Annotated in this window: 17 protein-coding genes; 8 read left to right on the forward strand and 9 right to left on the reverse strand. The window is 51.6% G+C overall.

The window, feature by feature from the left end; genetic code table 11:
- Positions 1-41 precede the first annotated feature (41 nt).
- From HA050_RS17760 to HA050_RS17785, 6 genes are all read right to left on the reverse strand, one after another.
- Positions 42-1,430: an alpha/beta hydrolase gene (locus tag HA050_RS17760; RefSeq protein WP_205836491.1), complete on the reverse strand. Its 1,389-nt coding sequence runs from the start codon at positions 1,428-1,430 to the stop codon at positions 42-44.
- Between the two features lie 199 nt (positions 1,431-1,629).
- Positions 1,630-2,517 (reverse strand): hypothetical protein, encoded by an 888-nt coding sequence (locus tag HA050_RS17765; protein WP_166829145.1) that lies wholly within the window; start codon positions 2,515-2,517, stop codon positions 1,630-1,632.
- Positions 2,518-2,597: 80 nt separating this feature from the next.
- Positions 2,598-4,136, reverse strand: coding sequence for a sensor histidine kinase (locus HA050_RS17770; RefSeq protein ID WP_166829148.1), 1,539 nt, complete (start codon positions 4,134-4,136; stop codon positions 2,598-2,600).
- A gap of 37 nt (positions 4,137-4,173) precedes the next feature.
- Positions 4,174-4,884: a response regulator transcription factor gene (locus HA050_RS17775; RefSeq protein WP_205836492.1), complete on the reverse strand. Its 711-nt coding sequence runs from the start codon at positions 4,882-4,884 to the stop codon at positions 4,174-4,176.
- Positions 4,885-5,092: 208 nt separating this feature from the next.
- The gene (locus HA050_RS17780) at positions 5,093-6,397 is read right to left on the reverse strand and encodes a hemolysin family protein (protein WP_166829154.1); all 1,305 of its coding nucleotides are present in this window, start codon (positions 6,395-6,397) and stop codon (positions 5,093-5,095) included.
- Positions 6,398-6,540: 143 nt separating this feature from the next.
- Complete coding sequence (locus tag HA050_RS17785) at positions 6,541-7,527, reverse strand: patatin-like phospholipase family protein (RefSeq protein WP_166829157.1); 987 nt, start codon at positions 7,525-7,527, stop codon at positions 6,541-6,543.
- Between the two features lie 192 nt (positions 7,528-7,719).
- Between HA050_RS17785 and creB the strand changes: the two genes are divergently transcribed.
- From creB to creD, 3 genes are all read left to right on the forward strand, one after another.
- Entirely contained in the window at positions 7,720-8,403 is a 684-nt protein-coding gene (gene creB / locus HA050_RS17790) for a two-component system response regulator CreB (protein ID WP_166829159.1), read from the forward strand.
- A complete protein-coding gene (gene creC / locus HA050_RS17795; protein ID WP_166829162.1) occupies positions 8,403-9,836 on the forward strand; it encodes a two-component system sensor histidine kinase CreC in 1,434 nt (477 codons plus the stop codon). The genes creB and creC overlap by 1 nt, the downstream gene beginning before the upstream one ends.
- 146 nt (positions 9,837-9,982) lie before the next feature.
- The gene (gene creD / locus HA050_RS17800) at positions 9,983-11,392 is read left to right on the forward strand and encodes a cell envelope integrity protein CreD (protein ID WP_166829165.1); all 1,410 of its coding nucleotides are present in this window, start codon (positions 9,983-9,985) and stop codon (positions 11,390-11,392) included.
- A 121-nt stretch (positions 11,393-11,513) separates the two neighbouring features.
- On the opposite strand, the gene HA050_RS17805 is transcribed toward creD, so the two are convergent.
- From HA050_RS17805 to HA050_RS17815, 3 genes are all read right to left on the reverse strand, one after another.
- The gene (locus HA050_RS17805; RefSeq protein ID WP_166829168.1) at positions 11,514-12,533 is read right to left on the reverse strand and encodes an alpha/beta hydrolase family protein; all 1,020 of its coding nucleotides are present in this window, start codon (positions 12,531-12,533) and stop codon (positions 11,514-11,516) included.
- 63 nt (positions 12,534-12,596) lie between these two features.
- The gene (locus HA050_RS17810) at positions 12,597-13,718 is read right to left on the reverse strand and encodes an efflux RND transporter periplasmic adaptor subunit (RefSeq protein WP_166829170.1); all 1,122 of its coding nucleotides are present in this window, start codon (positions 13,716-13,718) and stop codon (positions 12,597-12,599) included.
- Positions 13,719-13,771: 53 nt separating this feature from the next.
- Positions 13,772-16,861: an efflux RND transporter permease subunit gene (locus HA050_RS17815; RefSeq protein WP_166829172.1), complete on the reverse strand. Its 3,090-nt coding sequence runs from the start codon at positions 16,859-16,861 to the stop codon at positions 13,772-13,774.
- 274 nt (positions 16,862-17,135) lie between these two features.
- Here HA050_RS17815 and HA050_RS17820 point away from each other — a divergent pair, with 274 nt between their 5' ends.
- From HA050_RS17820 to HA050_RS17840, 5 genes are all read left to right on the forward strand, one after another.
- Positions 17,136-17,852, forward strand: coding sequence for a 16S rRNA (uracil(1498)-N(3))-methyltransferase (locus HA050_RS17820; RefSeq protein ID WP_166829174.1), 717 nt, complete (start codon positions 17,136-17,138; stop codon positions 17,850-17,852).
- 307 nt (positions 17,853-18,159) lie between these two features.
- Entirely contained in the window at positions 18,160-19,893 is a 1,734-nt protein-coding gene (gene msbA, locus HA050_RS17825; RefSeq protein WP_166829177.1) for a lipid A export permease/ATP-binding protein MsbA, read from the forward strand.
- Between the two features lie 275 nt (positions 19,894-20,168).
- Positions 20,169-20,657 carry a 5-(carboxyamino)imidazole ribonucleotide mutase gene (gene purE / locus HA050_RS17830; RefSeq protein WP_166829180.1) on the forward strand — a complete coding sequence of 163 codons (489 nt, stop codon included), beginning with the start codon at positions 20,169-20,171 and terminating at the stop codon, positions 20,655-20,657.
- Positions 20,654-20,914, forward strand: coding sequence for a hypothetical protein (locus HA050_RS17835; protein ID WP_099397544.1), 261 nt, complete (start codon positions 20,654-20,656; stop codon positions 20,912-20,914). Before purE ends, HA050_RS17835 begins: the two co-directional genes overlap by 4 nt.
- A gap of 4 nt (positions 20,915-20,918) precedes the next feature.
- Positions 20,919-22,058 carry a 5-(carboxyamino)imidazole ribonucleotide synthase gene (locus tag HA050_RS17840; protein ID WP_166829183.1) on the forward strand — a complete coding sequence of 380 codons (1,140 nt, stop codon included), beginning with the start codon at positions 20,919-20,921 and terminating at the stop codon, positions 22,056-22,058.
- Positions 22,059-22,241 lie beyond the last annotated feature (183 nt).

A 22,241-nucleotide genomic window follows, 5' to 3' on the forward strand; every position in this document is an offset into this window, starting at 1 on the left:
CTCCTTTACTCCGTGTTTCAAGGTTTGGATTTGCACTTGAGTTACCCCTTAGGCAAGACCCATACCACAGGCCTTGGGATAGGTTTTACGCAGCTTAGGTCTACCTTTTGCGCGTCTTCTGCATTTATAAAGCGATACACCAGATCATCCACGCAGCTTTGCATCAGCATGCCGTGGCCGGATTTGCCCAGCACCACGTGCCTCGCCTTAGCGCCCAACGCTTTGGCAACGTGGGTCGCGTGCTGAGGCGGCGTCACCGGATCAAGCCCGCCGCTCAGCAGCAATACCGGGGATGCGCTTTTAGCCAGGGTATAAAAAGCTGCGGGCACAGCGCCGCGTGGCCACTCTCCACAGACTTTTCGATAGGTTTCGCTGCGAAAACGGCCAAAATCATCATCCAGCACCGGCAGGCGGCCAGCCTCCTCAGCGCACCATACCGAATAATGCATGCCTGCAAAAATCTTGCCCGCATTGGGCAAGGCAGTCTGGCCGCTCAGCGCCAGCAGCGGGTTAAAGCGCCCGGCCTTCGCTTCGGTAATGGCAAAAGGCAGGCCTGCACTATTCACTGGCGAATACAAAACGGCCGACACCATGCCCAGCACGCTTTCGCGGCTGATGGTCACATTGGCTTCGGTATTTAAACGGGGGTGTTTTAACACGGTAGTTTTAGGCGTACTGGCCAGCAAATCACGCCAGCTCTGTGCCAGGTTTGGATACGCGCTTTGGCAACGCGCATCACTTTTACAATCAGCAAACAGGCTGTCCAGGGGCTTTTGTATATCGCTGCCCGATATGGCGTAATCAGGTGGCAACACGCCATCGAGCACCACACGCCGCACCGCTTGCGGATATTGGCGTAAGTACTCCAGCCCTACCCGGGTACCGTAGGAAACGCCAACCAGATTAATAGCCGGATAGCCCTCGGCCTTACGCACGGCATTTAAATCCTGCACGGCAATCGAAGTGGTAAAAAAGCGCAGATCGCCATAGGGCAATTTTTGCAGAGTGGACTGGCAGCGTTTGATTTCGCGCAGCGCACCCTCGCTATCAGTCAGCTTGCTTAAATCTTGCGATTCCGGGCATTCCAAAGGCGCAGATCGGCCCGTGCCGCGCTGATCTACAAAAACCATATCACGGCGTAATTGCAATTTATTGAAGAGATGCTCTGCCCAGCCCGCCACATTAATCGCGCTCTGCCCCGGCCCGCCAGCCAGAAAGAAAATCGGATCGGCCAGCTGATTTCTATCCTGCGCACGCAGCACCAGATAATGAATCTGGATTTGCTTACCCTGTGGCTCTGCCGGATTCAGCGGCCTGGCAATCTGCCCGCATTGTACTTCCTGAGGAAATCCATCGATACGGCAGGGCTTGGTGGCAGCTTGCGCAGTGGAAAGTAAGCCAAAAAACAGCAAAAAGACAAAAGCTTGCATCGGCATCTTTAGATTAATAAGACTGATGCAAGCATGTCAAATAAACGGGGGGACGTCTATAGAGCAGTTGCCCGCCGGGGGCTCAGCCGGTATTCCTCCACCCAACATCATCATCCCTGCCCGCCCGGTAAAAGCAGAAATGATGATATGGCCAGAAAAAACCTCTGCGATAAATTTCAGGCCATTCCCTCACAAATCCTTACTTGTAAACCAATACGGCCGAGCCACTTGGTAAAACGGCACTGCCACGGTTACTTAAAGGATGATTATTCTCCCCGCCAGTAGCACCAGGGATATTGGTATTGACCAAGGGTTTTATTAAAAATGGATCGGGGCTGTTGTCAGGCTCTGGCTCTACCGAAATAACCGCCATGCCACCGGGTAGTTTTAATGCGGGGTTAATATAATCTTGCCCCGGGAATGGAGGACCAGAGAGAGGGCCAGCGCCCGGGCCAGCGCCATCACTATCTGCCAAAGCCGGGTTGGTAAACCGGCCCGTAGTCACAGGCTTACCATTCACCACCACCCAGCCCTCATAAACCCAGCCCTTAGGCAGGGCAGGCAGTTTTAATGAAGCTTGGGCCGGGCCACTTGCTGCGCTTAAAAACCAAATTCCCTGGTCATTATCAGTGGTGATCGCCGTGCTTGGCGTCGCCAAAATAAAACTGCCGCTGGCACTGGTGAAATCGGTGTTTAAGGCGGCTGGATGGGAGGTGAGCAAACCAGCGTAGCGGCTGCTATCAAAGCCACCAGCCACCAAATGCTGATCAGATGGCGCAGCCACATCGTTTACGGCTGGCTCAACCGTCAGAATAAAGGCCGTGGCTTTATCAAATTGACTTTGGCTGACGGCAAAACTGCTTTGGCTTAATACCCCATTATCATTCACCGTAAACCGCCCCGTAGTGACCGGTGCACCATCCACCAGCAGCCAGCCTTCATAGACTGCAGCGCTCCCCAGGTTTTCTAAATTTTTAAAATTAAGGTCCAGCATCGGTGTACTGCCAGAACCACCGCCACAGGCAGTCAGACCCGCGCCAAGCAAGATTGAAAGCAACAGGCGTTTAGAACGGAGAGGATTAAGCATCACGATCACCAAATGCAGTTGAGGTAATTCAGTCTGCGCCTGGCTAATTTTTCAAACATCACGAAACTATCACAAGAAGATCAAATTTTGGCAATTTGCGGCAGCATAAAAGAAAACTGTGTGCCCTGGCTGATTTCGGATTGCACTTTAATCGCAACACCATGCAAATCTAAAATACGCTTAACAATCGCCAACCCCAGGCCTGCCCCCTCATGATGTGGAGAAAAAAGCGCCGGGGCGCGCCAATAGCGCTCAAATAGAAAGGGCAAATGCTCATGAGCAATTCCCTGGCCACTATCCCTAATACTCACTCCAACCTGTTGCCCGCTCACTTGCAGGCTAACCACAACAGCCCCCCCTGCGGGGGTATAACGCAGGGCATTCTCGATTAAATTTTGTAAGACCCGCTCAATCAGTGCAATATCAGCCTGCACCAGCATCTGATGCTGAGCCTCCAGCCGCAATTGCACTTGAGCCTGCCTGGCCTGTAGCTGATAGCCCTGCAACACATCATGCAAAAGCTCGGCCAGGCAAAATACTTCTAATTTAGGCAATACATGGCCGGAATCGAGCTTGGAAAGCTCAAATAACTCCATCACCCGCTTTTCCATCAGGCGGATATGCCGCATCGCGGTTTTTAAAAACTCATTACGCTCTGCATGGCTTATTTTATCGGCTTGCAATAAAACCGTTTCTACATAGCCCTGAATGCAAGCCAGCGGTGTGCGTAAATCATGCGAAATATTACTAACCAGCTCGCGGCGCATTTGATCGCTTTCCTCAATACGCTTGAATTGCGCCTCAATTCTGGCATTGAGCGCCAAAATGGCCTGCTCCAAAACACTAATTTCATCATTTGCAGATGATGTGGCAGGCACAGTGAGGCCATTTCCTATCGCTTCATCAAGGCGAATTTTTTGCACTTTTTGCGTAAGCCGCTTCAGCGGCTGAGTCAGTTTAAGCAAGGCCAGCCAGAGCACAAGGCTGGCCAGCAGGCTGGAAATCAGCACGCTCAGCCATAAGCCCTGTAATGCGGCCGAATTTTGCAAGCTGGCATTCAAGTTTTGCCTGGCTTGCCCATCCAGCACGATATACAAATAGCCCAATAGCCCCGTCTGTCCTGTCCTGGAAATTGCTGCTACCGAAATAATATTTTTCTGCCCCTTGCGTCTGGGATCTTCCCCTAAAACAGGCAAGCGTACATTGCGGCGTTTTTCCAGCAATGGGGCCACAGGGCGGAGATCAACCGTTTCCCCCAAGGCAAAATTTGCACTGGCCCCTTCCAGTACATGCCCCAGTATCCGCCCTTGAGCATCGAGTAAATAGACTTCCACAGCAGGATTGATCGCCATCACATGCATCATTAAATCGTGCATTAAGGCTTGATTTACCTTGCCCTGATCATCAATCAAAGGCTGGGGCTGATTAGATAAAATATACTGAGCCATGCCACGATGCATGGCCTGCATGGTTTCACGCGAAGCCTGCTGTCCATAGTGCCGCCCCAAAAATAGCAAAGCGATATTACTGCCAAGCAAGAGCCCAATTACCAGCAGAGCAATTCTAAAATGCAAGCTTTGCCCCAGACGGGCGCAGGATTGCCAAAGGCTGGCTTTCATTGGATCGCCTCATGTAGAAAACCCCAATACTTTTCACTCATTTGGCCGCCTCAAAGCGATAGCCAATTCCCCAAACGGTATGAATAAACTGCTCTGCGCCCTGCTGTTTTTCCAGCTTGGCGCGTAAACGGTTGATATGGCTGTTAACCGTATGCTCATAGCCATCATGACCATAGCCCCACACATGCTTTAATAATTCACTGCGGCTAAAAGCACGCCCGGGGTTTTGGGCAAAAAACCACAGCAAATCAAATTCTCTGGCGGTTAAAGTTAATTCGCATCCAGCCAGCCAGGCCCGTCTTTGTAAACGGCTTAAGCCAAGCTCTCCCGCTTGAATATGATCGGGCACATCCACATCGCCCTGTATCTGGCTGCGACGTAATAAGGCCTTAATTCGCGCCTGTAATTCCAACACGCTAAATGGTTTAGTCAGGTAATCATCCGCGCCCAGCTCCAAGCCTAAAACACGATCAAGCTCGCTATCACGAGCGCTAAGGATCAGGATGGGAATATGCCGGCAACTGCTGCGCAAGCTGCGGCAAAGATCCAGCCCATTCATTCCGGGCAAGCCCAGATCCAGAATCACCGCGTCCCATTTTTGCGCTAAAGCAAGCGCTAAGCCGCTTTTGCCATCGGTGGCGATGCTAATTTCTGCGGGTAATTGCTGTAAATGCAGACAAATCAAGCTGGCAATATCTTGCTCATCTTCAATAATTAATACCTGAGGATCTGATGAATTTTTTTCCACGACAGGCCGCCTTATCTTGCTATTTATCACCATAGCCCGTTTGCAGATATGAAAAAGCCCTGATAATTAATCAGGGCTTTAAAAAGCATATCTTTTTATCGCGTATCCAGCAGCGCAGCTGGATTTTCGGCAAAGGCATGCGGGGATGGCGGTAAAGCCATACAGGGATTTATTTGAACCGTATCGTCAAAGTGCTGATTTACACCATTCAGCTCACCATTTCCCGCGGATAAATCCTCACCAGCACAATCCTTGGGCCATTCATTTTTTTAACTACGGCGTCAAAATGCTCAAACTGGATACGCTGGCCTTCTGTGGGCAAATCGCCCAGCTGCTGCATAATCAGGCCGCCTACCGAATCCACATCGGTGTCTTCGATATCAATGCCTAAGGCTCGCTCCAGGGTAAAGATGGTTAAGCTGCCCTTACCGATCATCGAGCCATCATCCATCTTGGACCATTCATTCTGTGCCTGGCGAAATTCGTCACGAATCTCGCCTACCAAAGCGCCGAGCAAATTATCTAAGGTGATAAAGCCGAGCGGCTGGCCATCCTGATAGGCCACCACGGCAAAGTGCGGTGCGCCGTGCTGAAAGCGTTTAAATAATTCAGACGCAGATAAACGCGGCGAGACGGTTTGCACAGGGCGAGCGAGTTTATCCAAACGCGCCGGCATCTCACCTTTGCGCATGGCAAAGAAAATATCTTTTAAATGGACCACCGACTGCACATGGCCGTTTTCATCCAGCAGGGGGTAGCGGCTGTAACGATGCTGAACAATTTTATCCAGGCTGGTTTCGATATCAGCACCTGCAGACAGAGCCACCGCTTCACTAAACGGGTGCATTAAATCCGCCACATCCAGATCACGGAAATCAAGCGCCTGTGCCAATACGCGCCAATCATCTTCAGTATATTGATCATCCGACTGGGAAGTACGCAGAATCAGCTTAAGCTCTTCAGAAGAATAATGGCTGTCGTGGCCTTTGGCCGCATCCAGCCCTACTTTACGCAGCACCCAGTTGGCACTGTGATTCAGCGTCCAGATTGCGGGATACATCAGCCAGTAAAAAGCATAAAGGGGTACGGCTGTCCACATACTGATTTTGCCAGGCATACGAATCGCCATGGATTTAGGGGCCAGCTCGCCCACCACAATATGCAGATAGGAAATAATAAAGAAGGCAACAGCAAAGGAAATGGAATGCACCAGTGCCTCGTTCATAATGCCCAGCGCACCGAACAGCGGTTGCAGAAGCTGAACAAAAGCAGGCTCGCCAATCCAGCCAAGACCAAGGGATGCGAGGGTAATACCGAGCTGGCAAGCTGAAAGATAGGCATCTAAATCGCCATGAACCTTCAGTAAAATACGCCCGCGCCAGCCCATAGTTTTGGCAATGGCTTTGACACGCGTAGAGCGTAATTTAACTAATCCAAACTCGGCGGCCACAAAAAAGCCGTTAAGAAGTACAAGCAGAAAAGCAAGAACGATCAGTAAGATACTACTACCCATATCCGGAGTTTCAAGAAACTCCTATCCTTTTTTGTTGTTGAGTTAATGCACATTATGCAGCAACAAGGCTACTTTCGCCGCATTGCCCTGGCAAATGGCAAAATTAGGTACAAATCTCCCGAAAATTCAGTTCAATCCTGCAATCAGGCAAATACCTCAGCCAAATCCACGCTGGACGACTTACCTAACTTCTGATGATGGGCTGCCAGCCATTTCTGCCCCGCCTCCCGCCCCAGATCTTTGAGCGTGGAAAAGAATTTCAGATTCACCGCTAATTTAGATTCGGCATCAAATTGCGCTAAATCCGCCTCAATCAGATGAAAATGCGTCCGGGCAATATGCCGGTCTAATTTAGACCATACAAATAAAGGCCGCCGCGCTTTAAGCCGTGTAAACATCTGCATTTCACGCAAAAAACCTGATTGAAAAGTGATATCCAGAATCCTGCTTTGAATCTCTCTGGCAGAATCAGGAGTAGCCTCCAGACACAAAGGCTGCAATAAAATCAGTAAAATATCGCAGGCACTGCAGTAATCAAATAATGGAAACACCGCCGGATTGGCCGAATAAGCACCATCCCAATAAGGCTCGCCATCGATTAATACACTGCGGCAGATCGTAGGCAGGCAGGCGGAAGCCAGAATCACATCTGCACTCATTTCATGATTTTGAAAAACTCTTAACTTGCCTGAATTAGCATGCGTCGTGGCAATAAATAATTTAACCGGGCTATGCGTTTGCAAAGCGGCAAAATCAATCTGATTTACAACCAGATCGCGCAAAGGATTTAAATCAAAAGGATTCATTTGGCTGGGGGATAAAAAACGTGTCCACTGCTGCATTGCCTTGGTGACCGTGCTGATGCCTGCTCCGTCACCCTTGAGCAAATCCCCAGGCATACTGTTTGCCAGTGCATGCCAAAACCGATCCAGCGCCTGCCTTGCACCGATCGCGCCGCCATCCATCAGGCCCTGAGCCAGCACCACGGCATTCATCGCCCCCGCACTGGTGCCACTAACGCCCTCAAACTGAATATGCCCGTCTTCCAGTAAGGCATCGAGCACCCCCCAGGTAAACGCGCCATGCGCACCGCCGCCTTGCAAAGCAAGATTAATCACTTTTTTAGTCATAGCCAGCCCTTTGCAGCGTAAACCTTGCAAATGCAGGATTCAAACCGCCAGTGTTTGATGCAGCTCCATCAGCCGCAGCTTAAAGCAGGCAGATTAAATTTATGCTGCAATGCAGCATAGCAGGAAATACGCTGACAACCGCGTCACAAAGTCACTTACAATCAAGGTCATCCAATAAGAGCGACCTCACTTATGTCATCCATCATTCTGATCGAAGACGAAGCGGCCATCACCGATACGCTGCGCTTTGCGCTGGAGCGGGAAGGCTTTAGCGTGAGCTGCTACAGCCTGGCAAGGGAAGGCGAGGCGGCGATTCAGACACAAAAACCTGATCTGCTGATTTTAGACATCGGCCTGCCGGACGATAGCGGGCTGGAAGTGCTCAAACGCCTGCGCCGCCACAGCGAGCTGCCGGTGCTGCTGCTCACCGCCAGAAGCGAAGAATTCGACCGTATTTTAGGGCTGGAGCTAGGCGCGGATGATTATGTGCTCAAGCCCTTTAGCCCGCGCGAAGTGGCTGCCCGGGTGAAAGCCATCCTGAAACGCAGCAGCCCTACCGCCGCCATCAGCCATTCTGCTATGCACAACGGGCTGTTTGTGCACGATGCCGCGGCCAAACGAGTGCAATATGCGGGCAATAACCTGACCCTTACGCCATCAGAATACCGCCTGCTGATCACCCTGCTTGCCCATCCCGGCCAGGTATTCAGCCGCGCACAATTGCTGGATGCACTTGGAGAGGCCGCTGAAGACAGCTTCGAGCGCACCATTGATAGCCATATCAAAAGCCTGCGCGCCAAATTGCGCCTGGTGCGGGCAGACCTTGACCCCATTGCCACCCACCGTGGCTTTGGCTATGCGCTGGAGCAGGTTTAATGCGCTTTTCCCTGCGGATTTTCTTTGGTTACTTTTTGCTGGTCAGCCTGCTGGCCGCCTATGTGCTTAGTTTGGTCAGAGATGAAATCAAACCGGCAGTGCGCCAATCCAGCGAGGAAGTGCTGGTTGATACCGCCAATCTGCTGGCCGAGCTGATCCAGCCTGATTTTGTGGCCGGGCGGCTCGATGCAGGCCGCTTTGCCAAGGCAATTAAGCTGTTTGCCGAAAGAAATCCGCAAGCCAAAGTGTGGGGCGTGCCACGCGATAAAACCTTTCTGCGCGTGTATGTGACCGATGCCCAGGGCAAGGTGATAATGGATTCCTCCGGCCAGGCGCTGGGGCAGGATTACAGCCAGTGGCGTGATGTTTACCTGACGCTGCGCGGCCAATATGGTGCCCGCAGCTCGCTGGCCGATCCAAAAAATGAGCTATCCACCGTAATGCACGTTGCCGCACCAATTACCAAGGGCACAGAGATTGTGGGCGTGCTCACCGTCGCCCGCCCCAATTGGGCGATGCAGCCCTTTATTGATCGCAGTGAAAACAAACTCTGGCGGGCGGGACTCTTGCTGCTGGCCATTGGTCTTGTTATTGGGGCGCTGTTTTCATGGTGGTTAAGCCGGGGTATTAACAAACTCACCGGTTTTGCGCTGGCCGTGAGCGAGGGTCAGACCGTGCCCGTACCTGCCTTTACCGCCAATCGCGAACTGACCACCCTGGCCACTGCACTGGGCACGATGCGGGAGCGCCTGGAAGGCAAAGCCTATATCGAAAACTATGTGCATGATCTGACCCACGAGCTGAAATCCCCCCTGGCAGGCATACGAGGTGCGGCAGAAATTTTATTTGAAGAAGGCCAGTCACTTAAAGAGAGCGATCACAGCCGTTTTACCAGCCATATCCGCCAGGAAACCGCCCGTATGCAGCAAATTGTCGATCGTCTGCTGCAGCTGGCCACACTGGAAGCAAGGCACGGGTTAAAAGATGCCGCCCCAGTAGATGTCGCCAAACTGCTGAACGAAGTGATCGGCGCACTCAGCCCGCAAGCCGGTACACGGCAAATACTGCACGCCCCATGGCCCGCCGCCATCATTCATGGCGAGGCCTTTTTACTCACCCAGGCCATCAGAAACCTGCTGCAAAATGCACTGGACTTCACTCCGGAGCATGGCCAGATCCATATCGGGCTGACGCTTGAAGCGCAAAACCTGCACATTGCCATCCACAACCAGGGCGAGCCTATCCCCGATTACGCCCTCAGCCGCCTGTTTGAGCGCTTCTACTCCCTGCCCCGCCCCGCCACCGGCCAGAAAAGCACCGGCCTGGGGCTGGCCCTTACCCGCACCATGCTGGAATTGCATGGCGGAAGTGTGAGCCTGGCGAATCATGCGGAGGGAGGCGTAGTGGCGAGGGTTTGTTTGCCAATGAATTAACAAATAGCGGAAACCCAAATCTGGAAGAGGCAGTTAAAGGGTGGGGTTTTACCCCCCATCTCCACACAATCTCCACATTCCCCGCATTCTCCCTCCACATCATCCGTTCAGAATGCCCCCATCACACAAGCGCACAGGGGAATATCATGAAGTTAAAGTGGAAAATCATCACCATCGGCCTGCTGATGCTGGGGATGATTGTGGTTTTAAATATGGTGCGGCATCTGGTTTTTGAGCGGCAGCAGCGTGCTCAGGAAGTGCGGCAGGAGATTTCGCAATTCAGCGCTGGCGAGCAAACGGTGAAAGGGCCCTTCTTGGTGCTGCCGCTCACCGAAACCACCAGCAAACTCGTTGAGCAAACCACGCCTCAGGGAAAAATAAGCGCATGGGAAGACAGTACCAGCAGCCGCAATATCATCATCAGCCCCGAGCAGTTTTCAGCCAAAGGGCAATTAGCGGTAGAAAGCCTGAAACGCGGCATTTTTGAAGCGCCAATTTACCGCAGTGATTTAATCCTTTCCGGCCGCTTTGCCGTTGCACCGCTCAATAGCTACGAGCAGCATCCTGGCTCCAGCCGTGAAAAAATCAGCAGCCGCTGGGGCAAGCCTTATCTGGTACTGAGCCTGTCAGATGTACGCGGGATTCAAAATATGGGTGGCACACTGGCCGCCGATACGCTGAACTTTGAACCAGGCACGGCCCAATCAGCAATCGGGGCAAGTACAGCACACACAGCAGAAGACAGCACTGCAGCAGTGGCAGCACCCGCCTCTGGCTTGGGCAATGGCGTCCATGCCATGGTGACACTACCCGATAATGCACAATCACTGGATTTCAAGCTCAACCTTAAACTGAGCGGCACCACGCAATTACTCATCGAGCCAGTGGGTAAAGAAAGTCATGTCGCCCTTGCTGGCAACTGGCCACACCCCAGCTTTAGCGGCAATTTTGCACCGATCGAACGCAGCGTGACAGCCCAAGGGTTTAGCGCCCGCTGGCAAACCAGCCAGCTGGCTACAGGCGGTGCTCAAACCAGCAAATGCAGCAGCTCCGAATGCTCTTCCGCCTCGCTGGGATTGCGCCTTGTTGATCCTGTAGACAGATACGTCTTAAACGAGCGCACGATTAAATATGCCGAATTATTTGTACTGGTGATTTTTGGCGCAGTATTTTTAATGGCGCTGATGAGACGAATCGAGATTCACCCTGTGCAATATGCTCTGGTTGGCGCAGCACTGGCCCTGTTTTTCCTGCTGACCCTATCACTGTCTGAGCATCTGGGCTTTGCCAAAGCCTATTGGAGCGCCGCAGCAGCATCCGTGTTATTGCTTGGCTATTACGTGAGTTTTGTACTGGCCGCATGGCAACGGGGAGTGGGATTTGCCGTGGTATTAACAGCGCTCTATGGCCTGCTGTATGGCATCTTGCAATCAGAAGATATGGCGCTGCTGATGGGAAGTATCACGCTGTTTGCCTTACTCAGCTGCGTGATGGTGCTTACCCGTAAAATGGACTGGCAGGCATTACGGCCAGCGAGTGCAGAGACTTCTGCTTAAATAATCTAAGCAATATGCAGGGTGGGCAAGGCGCTTTACCTTGCCCACCCAAGGATGACAAAGAGAGCTTTTCACCTGTAGACACATGTGCACGCACACAAGACAACAAATCTTACTGGCATTAATTTTGAGCCGGCAGCAAGGCTTGCTTATTTAAAAATGTACTAATAGCACCAGCGACTTCTTCATGCAGCTCACTACGTGAACGGCCCTGATAATCCAGACAAATAACTTCTTCACCAGGCCCTTCTTCTCTTAGTAAATCCAGCGCTCCTTTCTTACACTCAGCAATAAAGCTAAAATGACTGGCATCTGAATACTCAAAATATTCCACTTTCCTTAATGATTTCACTAGCAAGCGTGATTGATATTGTGAAGGTAAAGAAGGCTCTTGATCCCCTGCAGCTAAGACCAAAATCGGAATCTTAATCTTCTTCAGACTTGACCTATCCATCCCCCCAACAAAGCCTAAATCCAAAGAAACTACTGCGCTAATCCGAGCATCGTGTAAATCAGATTCCATATCTTGCTGACTGCCTGAGGCATGCTGTGCCATATACCAGCGACAATCTGCAAATAAGGGATATTGCTGGCAGCTCTGTAGAAACTGCTCAGTATTGAAGCGTGCTCCGGCCAACGCCAAAGCGGTATAGCCCCCCATAGAATGCCCAATCACTGTGATTTTGTGCTGATCAATCCGTGTTTTCCAGATAGGATCATCTAGCAATAGGCTGATTGCGCGACTGATATCCTTAGGTCGCTCCCAAAGGCGAGGCGTTTCTACATTATTTCGGCTCTTGAACGATGTTCCAGGATGATCTAACGTAAGCACCAGAGCGCCCTTCCCTGCCAAGTTTTCAGCCAACCAGGCAAGATTAACCCAGCTTCCATTCAAACCATGCGACAACAAAATAAGAGGGCGAGTCGCCAAACCATATGGGGCATCTGGCACCGCGTTCGGCGATTTAAAAACTGTGTCGGTTTTTAATAATGGTTCCATCTGTGCCAAACTATCTGTCGGGTACCAAAGCCGCAACAACAAACTGCGTTCGCTATCTTCGAGGTTTTTTTCCTGTATCCCAACGTTAGCAGCCAAGGCATTGGCTGATAAAAAAACAAATAGCATTAAATACTTAACCATCAAAAACACCTCAAGCAAACGCCAATAGACCCGGATTAGCAGATACCTTAGGAATAAGATAACTCACCCCCCCACCGCAGTCGCCACCATCCCCGGCTTGATACCATCCATTTTTCTGGCCAGCACTTTGGCACCGGCATTCAGGCCGGAGGTGATTTCTACTAAGCCACTGCGCTCGTCATTGCTTCCCAGGCTAACCTTTTTTTGAGCGATTTTGCCGTTTTCCAGGCTGTAGACATAGGGATCAGTTGATCCACCCTGTACGGCGCTATTGGGGATGGTGAGTTTAGCCTGCGATTGCCCAAGCGCGAGCAGGCCTTTGGCAAACATGCCGCTGCGTAAAGCGCCAGCCGGGTTTTTTACCGCGATAAACACGGTAATGGCGCGGGAGTTTTTTTCGACTTCCGGATTGATGCGCTGCACCGTGCCATTAAATACCTTGCCGTTAAAGCCATCGACCTGAAACTCGGCCAGCTGCCCTGCCGATACATGGGCAATCTGGCTGGCTGGCACGGCCACTTGCAGCTCCATGGCAGATAAATCGACGATATTAAACAGCTCAGAATTCTGATCGACCTTTTCACCTGGCTGAATAGAGCGCTTACTGATCTGCCCGCCAATAGGCGCACGCAGCACCATATCGTCCATGGCATTTTTGGCCACAGCCACTTGCGCCTGAATCGCTTTTAATTTGGCAAGGCTGACTGCCAGCGTGCTGGAGCTGCTGTCAAAGGCATTACCAGAAATAAAGCCCTGCTTTTGCAAGGTCTGATTTTTGCCATGCGTTTTTTCGGCCAGGCTCAGCTCGGCTTTAGCCATTTCCAGATTGCTTTGCCGCTCGTTTAATTGTGCCGCAATATTGCTGGCATCAAAGCGCGCCAGAATCTGCCCCGCTTTGACTTCCTCGCCTTCACGCACCAGCACCTGATCTACCTGTGCCGATACTTTAGAACGCAGCGATGCATGGTTCACAGCCTGCAAAGCCCCGTTGATAGGAATGGACTGATCCAGTGGGCGCAATGTCACCACAGCCAGATCTGCCGCCGCAAATTCCAGTTTACGCGGGGCGTTTTTGTCTTCAGCTTTAGTCTCTTTCGCCTTGCCCTGAGTAAAAGCCACACCGCCCGCAGCCAGCACCACAAATAATAAGCCAAGGCCAATTGTTCTTTTTTTAAATACAGTCATCGCATTTATTCCTGATTAATGATGAGAGCAATTTCAGGTAAACATCTAAAACGCTACAGAGAAACGGCAGCCAGTTTCACGGCTTTGCGCGCCTTGCGTTTTACGGCCCAGCCATCCAGCCAGGCGTATAAAATCGGCACCACAATCAGCGTCAGCACGGTGGAGGAAATCACCCCGCCGATAATCGCCCGGCCCATGGCAGCCTGTGTTTCCCCGCCTTCGCCAAGGCCCAGCGACATCGGCAACATGCCAAAAATCATCGCCGCGGTGGTCATCAAAATTGGCCGTAAACGCACCTGACCAGCAGAAAGTAAAGCATCTTTCACCGCCAGCCCTTCCCGCTTGGCCGTGTTGGCAAAATCCACCAGAAGAATCGCGTTTTTAACTGCTAAACCGAGCAGCATCATAAAGCCGATCATGGAGAATAAATTAATGGTGGTGCCGGTAAAAAATAAAGCCAGTAAAGCGCCAGTCAGTGAGAATGGCAGGGAAGCCATAATCGCCAGCGGCTGTAAAAAGCTGCCAAATTGCGAAGCTAAAACAAAGTAAATAAAGATCAGCGCCAGGCCAATGGCACCCACGAAGGCTGCAAAGGCTTCTTGCATCTCGGCCTGCTGGCCGCCAGCGCCAAAGTGGTAGCCAGCGGGCAATTCGGTTTTATCCAGCAGTGCCTGCACTTCACCACTTACCGTGCCGCTTGGGCGGCCCTGCACATTGGCGTAAAGCGAAACACGGCGCTGTAAATCAAGCCGCTTTAATTGTTGGGCACTGGTGCTTTTTTCCAAGCTGGCCACCTGGCGCAAAGACACCAGCTTGGGCGAGCCATCGCTATTGGTTTTGCTGCTGCTTAAATACAAATCGCCCAGGTCTGAAGCCGTACGGCGGTCTTGTTCGGCCAGCTGCACCACCACATCATAATTTTGCCCGTCGCTGGCCAGATAATGGCTGATCGTTTCACCCGAAATCAATGAGCGCAGTGCGCTGCCAATCTGGGCATTATTCAGACCCAGATCATTGGCCGCTTCGTTATCAATTTTGATCGCCAGCGTTGGGGTAAAGGCTTTTTCGCTGCTTTCCAGATCGACCACGCCCGGAATTTTGGCAATTTTCTTCATTAAATCGCCGGTGATCTGGGTCAGTTTGCTTGGATCAGGGCCAAATACCGTAATAAAAATTGGCTTCCAGCCGCCCACCGATAACTCTACGCCTGCGATGTGGCCAACCACCTTGCGTATTTCTTTTTCGATATCGTCTTGCGAGCGGCGTTTTTTACGCTCAACCAACTTAAGCGTTATTTCAGCCATATTCTTGCTGCTTTGCACGCCCACCGTTGTTTGCACAGAAGCAATTTCTTTAAATGATTTTAAAGAGACTTCAATCTGCTTCACCTTATCGTCGGTATACGCAAGGCTGGAGCCAATCGGCGTATTCAGCTGCATACGCACTAAGCCCAAATCCTGTTTTGGCTCGAACTCTGTACCAATAAACGGAAGTAAAAACAGGCTACTCAGAAAAAACACGCAGGCCGCGGCTAATACTGTTTTTCTTTTGCCCAATGACCAAGCCAGAAAACGCCCGTAGATCTCATGCAGATACTCGATCTTTTGCTCAAAAGCCGCCATAAACCGGCCCATGCGGGGCCAGCTTTTAAAACGATTTCCTTCTGGATCGTGCCAGATAGAAGACAACATCGGGTCGAGCGTAAAACTGACAAACAGCGAGACCAGCACCGCCACCGTGACGGTAATCCCAAACTGAAAGAAAAACTGCCCGATAATGCCGTGCATAAACGCCACCGGCACAAACACCGCCACAATCGCAAAGGTTGTGGCCATCACCGCCAGGCCAATTTCTTCGGTGCCATCATGGGCGGCCTGGAAATGATTTTTGCCCATGCCTAAATGGCGGACGATGTTTTCCCGCACCACAATTGCATCATCAATCAACAGGCCAATCGATAAGCTGAGTGCCATCAGCGTCAGCATATTTAAAGAAAAGCCGCAGGCATGCACCACAATAAAAGTGGCAATCACCGAGATTGGTAAGGTTAAAGCGGTAATGACCGTACTGCGCCATGAGTGCAAAAACATAAACACGATCAGCGTGGTGAGAATACCGCCTTCTAAAATGGTGGCTTTTGTATGATTCAGCGCACTTTTAATTTCATTAGAATTTGCCTGCACTATGGTCAGCTCGGCGCCTGCGGGTAAGGAAGATTGCATCTTCTCTACCACTGCCTTTACGCCATCGCCCAGCTCAACAATATTGCTGCCCTGAATCGGGAAAATATCGAGGCTGATCACCGGCTGGCCATCAAGGCGAGAGATCGAGCTGCGCTCTTGCTCACCATCAATCACATCGGCAACCTGCTCCAGATAAACCGGGGTATTCGCCTGGCGGGCCACAATAATTTTGCCAAATTGCTTAGGGTCTTTAATCTTGCCTTCAAGGCGCACCAACTGCTCGTGATCACCATTCACAATACGGCCCGCTGGCACGTCCTGATTGGCCTCACGTACCGCATCCATCACCTGATCCACACCCAGGCCATAGCTATTGAGTGCATCGCGGCGCAAACGCAGCTGAATCTGACGATTCACCAAACCATTGCTGTTGATGCTGCCCACGCCCGGGGCTGTGCGTAAACGCTTTACCACCACCTGCTCAGATAACATGCTCAGCTCGCGCAGGCTGAGCGTGCCCGAACGTAACGCCAGCTGCACTACTGGCTCGGCTTCGCCGCTGATATCCGCTTTCAGTACCAGCGGATCTTTAGCTTCCTTAGGGAAATTAGGCTTAATCAAAGCCACTTTATCGCGGATTTCCTGCAAGCCATTGGCCGAGTTTGCATCCATGCGAAACTCGACCGACATAAAGGCCGAGCCTTCACGCGCCGTGGCCCAGATATGCTTAACCCCGTTTACGGTATTGATCTGCTCTTCCAGAGGCTTGATCAGATCGTTTTCAATGGCCTCTGGTGATGCACCCGGATAATTCAGCTGCACAAACACCTGCGGGCTGGCCACAGGCGGCATACGCTCTACCGGCAGCAAACCATACGAGGCCATGCCCAGCACCAGCAACGCCAGCATGACCATGGTTGCAAATACCGGATGTTTGATACTTACCTTGGTTATCCACATACAGAGAGGCTTCTTTCAAAAGGGTTAAACATTGAGCAACAGAATAATGCCACAGTCACAAACGCCACCGGCATATTCTGCTTCAATTTGATGTCATGAGGCTTATAAACATTGTATTAAATTTGTACTTAATCAAAGCGTCATATCCAAACCCAAGGCATGCTCGGGGCGCAGCTTGATTTCCAGCCACTGGCGGGTCAGGCAAAATCCCTGCCAGTACTTGAATCCCCTGCCGCCTTGCGGTATACCAACTCCTCCAATGCACGAGGTGGATATGCCCAGATTTTTCCTTGATATGCCACTGGCCGCTGGCCTTGGCTTTAACCTGCCAGAAAGTGTTGCCCGCCATGTGCAAGTGCTGCGCTTGCAGCCCGATGACGATATTATTTTATTTAATGGCCAGGGCGGTGAATACGCTGCGCGTGTGACCGAAATGGGCAAGCGCCATGTCAGCGTAGAAGTACTCACATGGAATGAGCAGGATCGGGAATCCCCGCTGGATCTCACGCTGGTTCAGGCGATCTCGGCCAGTGATCGTATGGATTACACCATCCAGAAAGCCAGCGAGCTTGGGGTAAGCCGTATTCAGCCGGTGATATCCGAATATTGCCAGCAGCGCCTTAGTGGCGAGCGGGCCGAAAAACGCCTGGCCCACTGGCAGGCCATTGCCGTATCCGCCTGCGAGCAATGCGGGCGCACCCGGGTGCCGCTTATTTTGCCTGCCATTAAATTTGAGCAAGCACTGACACAAGACGCCGAACTTAAACTGCTGCTATCGCCCATTGGTGCAATCCGGCAAAACCAGCTGCCCGCTACCGCCCGCAGCGCCGCCGTTTTAGTCGGCCCGGAAGGGGGATTTTCTGCCGCCGAAGAAACACTTGCAGTGGCCGCTGGCTACACCCCGCTGATCCTCGGCCCCCGAATCTTTCGCACAGAAACGGTAGCGCCGGTGATTGCGGCTATCTTGCAAAGCAGATACGGGGATTTGTGAGTTATAAAATGGCCGGCAGCGCCTGATTCTGCCCACTTAAACGAAGGGTTCTTCGCCGGGCGGGTAAAACCCAATAAGCTTGTTAATAAATACGCGGGCTTCACCCGCCCTGAGATCATGCAATGCAAGCCACAGAGCGGCAGAGCCATATGCCCTGACTTAAGGGATTGAGCTCAGGCTGGGCCCGCCATAAAGGGCATTAATTATCCCCCAAACGGCGCACTCCTTCTGCCCATGAACAGCAAGCGACAGCGTATAATCCGCCCCTTTCTTGTAAAACCCACACCAAGGCATGCCGATGTCAGCGATGAATAATCGAGCTTTATATATGCGCATCCTGGGCGAAATCCGCCCCTACTGGAAAATAGTGGCCATCTCCGTGGTTTGCCTGTCTGTTGCTGCCGCAGTAGATGCAGGCTTAACGCTATTGCTCAAACCCTTGGTTGACCAAAACCTGCAGACATCTGCACTCGCCCGCAGCATGGCGTGGATTTTACCCGCACAAATTTTAGGCCTGGCACTGCTTCGGCTGATCTCCAATTTTGGCAATGAATACACCACGGCCTGGGTTTCATCCAGAGTAATGCATGATCTGCGAGGGAAAATGTTCTCCCGGATGCTTAGCCTGCCCGTTCAATTTTTCGATAAAACGTCAGTGGGTGTTTTGCTATCCCGTGTGACATTTGACGTGAATCAGATCATGGATGCAGGCACAAAAGTGCTGACAGTACTGATCAAAGACTCATTGTTACTATTGTTTCTGCTCGGCTCTATGCTGTATCTGGATTGGCAGCTCACCCTGCTCTGCCTGATTTTATTACCCGGCGTAGCCATCAGCATCAGCGTGGTAGGCAAACGCCAGCGCAGGCTTTCGCGTGAAACACAGGCGGCCATGGGGCAGATGACGCAAATTCTGGATGAGAGCTTGTCGGGCCAGCGCATCATTAAAATCTTCGGCGGTTTTTCATACGAAACCAATCGCTTTGGCAATACCAATAACAATGTGCGTCGCTTATCCATCAAACAAGCCATTACCTCCAGCATTAACTCAGGCCTGATCATGTTTCTGATTGGGATCACACTGGCGGTCATTATTTATTACGCAAGTTTACGTGCTCAGGATGGCGTACTGACCGCAGGTGCATTTGTAGCTTTTATGGTGCAAATGATGGCCTTGCAACAACCCATCAAAAATCTGACCAAAATTAATGAAAGCCTGCATAAAGGCCTTGCTGCAGCAGAATCTGTCTTTGCCATTCTGGATGAAATTCCGGAGGCCAATCAGGGCCGGCACCAATTACCCCGTGTACAGGGCGCGATTTCTTTGCAAGACATTCAGTTTGCCTATGGCGAAGATGGCAAAAGGGCGCTCGACGGCATCTCTCTCGATGTTTTACCGGGAGAAACCATTGCACTCGTGGGCAGCTCCGGCAGTGGCAAAACCACGCTGGCTAATTTATTACCGCGTTTTTATGAGCTGAATGCAGGGCAAATTTTAATCGACCAAGTCCCTCTGGCCGATTACCAGCTTGGCAATCTGCGTCAGCAAATTGCCCTCGTTTCGCAAGATGTGATTCTGTTTAACGACACCGTGATCGCCAATATCGCTTACGGCAGTGAAATCGATATGGCGCGTGTACGTCAGGCGGCCATTGCAGCGCATGCTCTGGAATTTATCGATGCCATGCCGGACGGAATGGACACCCTGCTGGGTGAAAACGGTATGCGCTTGTCTGGCGGCCAGCGCCAGCGCTTAGCCATTGCCCGGGCAATCTACAAAGACGCACCGATTCTGATTCTGGATGAGGCCACCAGCGCGCTGGATACCGAATCCGAGCGCAAGGTTCAGGACGCACTGGAAAACCTGATGCAAGGCCGCACCACGCTGGTGATTGCCCACCGGCTTTCTACCATCGAAAACGCCAGCCGTATCGTTGTCATGCAACAGGGCAGGATTGTTGAAAGTGGCACTCATCAGGCGCTCATGGCCAACAATGGCATGTATTGCAGAATGCATGCCGCACAATTTGCAAATGCTTAGATAAAAAAAAGACGCTGGAAAGCAAGCCTTCCAGCGTTTTAAATTCATTGCGAATTACACGGTACATGCACCGCGGAGCGCAGAATGCCTTAGCAGGCATAAGGGGTCAATCTATTTATTAGTATTTGCTAATGTTTAGATAAAAAGAACGGATTTTCATCCGCAAACAGCCGTTCACACCATGAAGTACAGTACTCTTTGGGCGCAAGGGCTATTGAAACTGTCCCTTATTCTCATTTTTTCGGTAACATTCATTCTTTACTCGGGGGAAACCCATGATTCAAGTCGGCGTTGTAATGGGTAGCAATAGTGACTGGGAAGTCATGCAGCATGCCGCTAAGCAACTAAAAGCCTTTGGCGTGGCATTTGAATGCCGCGTTGTCTCTGCGCACCGCACCCCTGATTTGCTATTTGAATACGCCGAAACTGCCGCCAGCCGCGGCTTGCAATGCATTATTGCAGGCGCAGGCGGCGCAGCACATCTGCCAGGGATGATTGCAGCAAAAACAACGATTCCAGTGCTGGGTGTGCCTGTTCCATCTAAATATCTGCGTGGCGAAGATTCACTGCTTTCCATCGTGCAAATGCCTAAGGGTATTCCGGTGGCTACTTTTGCCATTGGTGAAGCAGGCGCTGCGAATGCAGCACTGTTTGCGATTTCTTTGCTTGCCAATGCCGCTCCAGAGCTGGCCGCTAAGCTGGCTGCTTTCAGAACAGAGCAAAAAGAAACCGTTCTGGCGATGGAATTACCTGAAGTCGTATGAAGCCCGCCAAAGAATTGCTGGCAGAGCTGGAAGAAAAAGGCTTTTTATTCAGCGTTTTTTACCGGGGCGCCTTCTGTTGGGGGCTGCCTTTTGGTCTGCTGTTTTCTTTGGCTGTCAGCTTTTTTGAAAAAAAATCATTTATCACCGCCATGATTCAAATCCTCCCTTTAGCCTTAGTTTTAGGCGCCATTTTTGGCTGGGGGCTCTGGGGTGTTGCTCTGCTGCAGGGCGTAAAACAAAGACAAGACAAGGATTGATAAGATGGCCACTAAGCCAATTCTGCCACCTGCGATGCTGGGTATTCTGGGCGGCGGCCAACTTGGCCGTATGTTTGCGATGGCAGCTAAAACCATGGGCTATGGAGTGACCGTGCTCGACCCTGATCCGGCCGCACCAGCCGCCGAGATCGCCGATATCCATCTTTGCAAACCCTATACCGATCCGGAAGCCCTGGCAGCGCTTGCCAGACAATGCGCGGCAGTCACCACCGAATTTGAAAACGTTAACGCCGACAGCATGCGCTGGCTGGCCAGCCAGGGCGTAAACGTCAGCCCGTCCGGTGATTCGGTCGCTATTGCCCAAGACCGGATGAAAGAGAAAAACTTTATTCGTGATGCAGGCCTCGCCACCGCGCCTTTCCTTGTGATCGAGAATTCCGGCGATCTGGAGCAAGACCTCAGCCCCTATTTGCCAGGCATTTTAAAAACCGCCCGCAATGGCTACGATGGCAAGGGCCAGGTACGGATCAAAAATCTGGAAGAAGCCCGCTACGCCTTATCCGAACTGAAGCATCAGCCCTGTGTGCTGGAAAAAATGCTGCCGCTGAAAGCTGAAGTCTCCGTAATTGTGGCCCGCAGCGCTGCCAATGAAATTGCCTGTTTCCCTCCGGCAGAAAATATCCACACCGATGGCATTTTAGATATTTCCATCGTGCCTGCCCGCATCAGTGCTGAAATCACTGAACGCGCCCGCGATATGGCGATTCAGCTGGTTGAAAAGCTCGATTATATCGGCGTGATTGCTGTTGAATTCTTTGTGCTGGAAGACGATACGCTGGTCATCAACGAAATGGCACCGCGCCCGCACAATAGCGGCCATTACACACTGGACGCCACCTTTAGCAGCCAGTTTGAGCAGCAGGTACGCACCATGTGCGGGCTCTACCCCGGCAAGCCGGATTTACACACGCCGGTAGTGATGGTCAATCTGCTGGGCGATGTCTGGCACGATGACGGCAGTGAGCCGCACTGGGAAATCATGCTGACAGCGCCGAACACCAAGCTGCATCTCTATGGCAAAAAAGAAGCCCGCGCCGGCCGTAAAATGGGCCATTACAATGTGCTGGCCAGCAATGTGGACGCCGCTTTAGAGCAGGCTTTAGCACTAAAAGAAACGCTGTAATTATACAACCCAAGTTTTGAACCACGGAGGCCACAGAGAGCACGAAGTTCCACGGAGAAAACCATTGGAATGACAATTACCAAGGCAATAGCAATGTGTAGCTGAGTTTGCTTATTCCTTATCAATTGATTGTTTGCCTTAAGGTTTTCTCCGTGATCCTCCGTGTTCTCTTTTACTCCGTGG

It is taken from the genome of Iodobacter violaceini (assembly GCF_011601265.1).
Taxonomy (GTDB): Bacteria; Pseudomonadota; Gammaproteobacteria; order Burkholderiales; family Chitinibacteraceae; genus Iodobacter; species Iodobacter violaceini.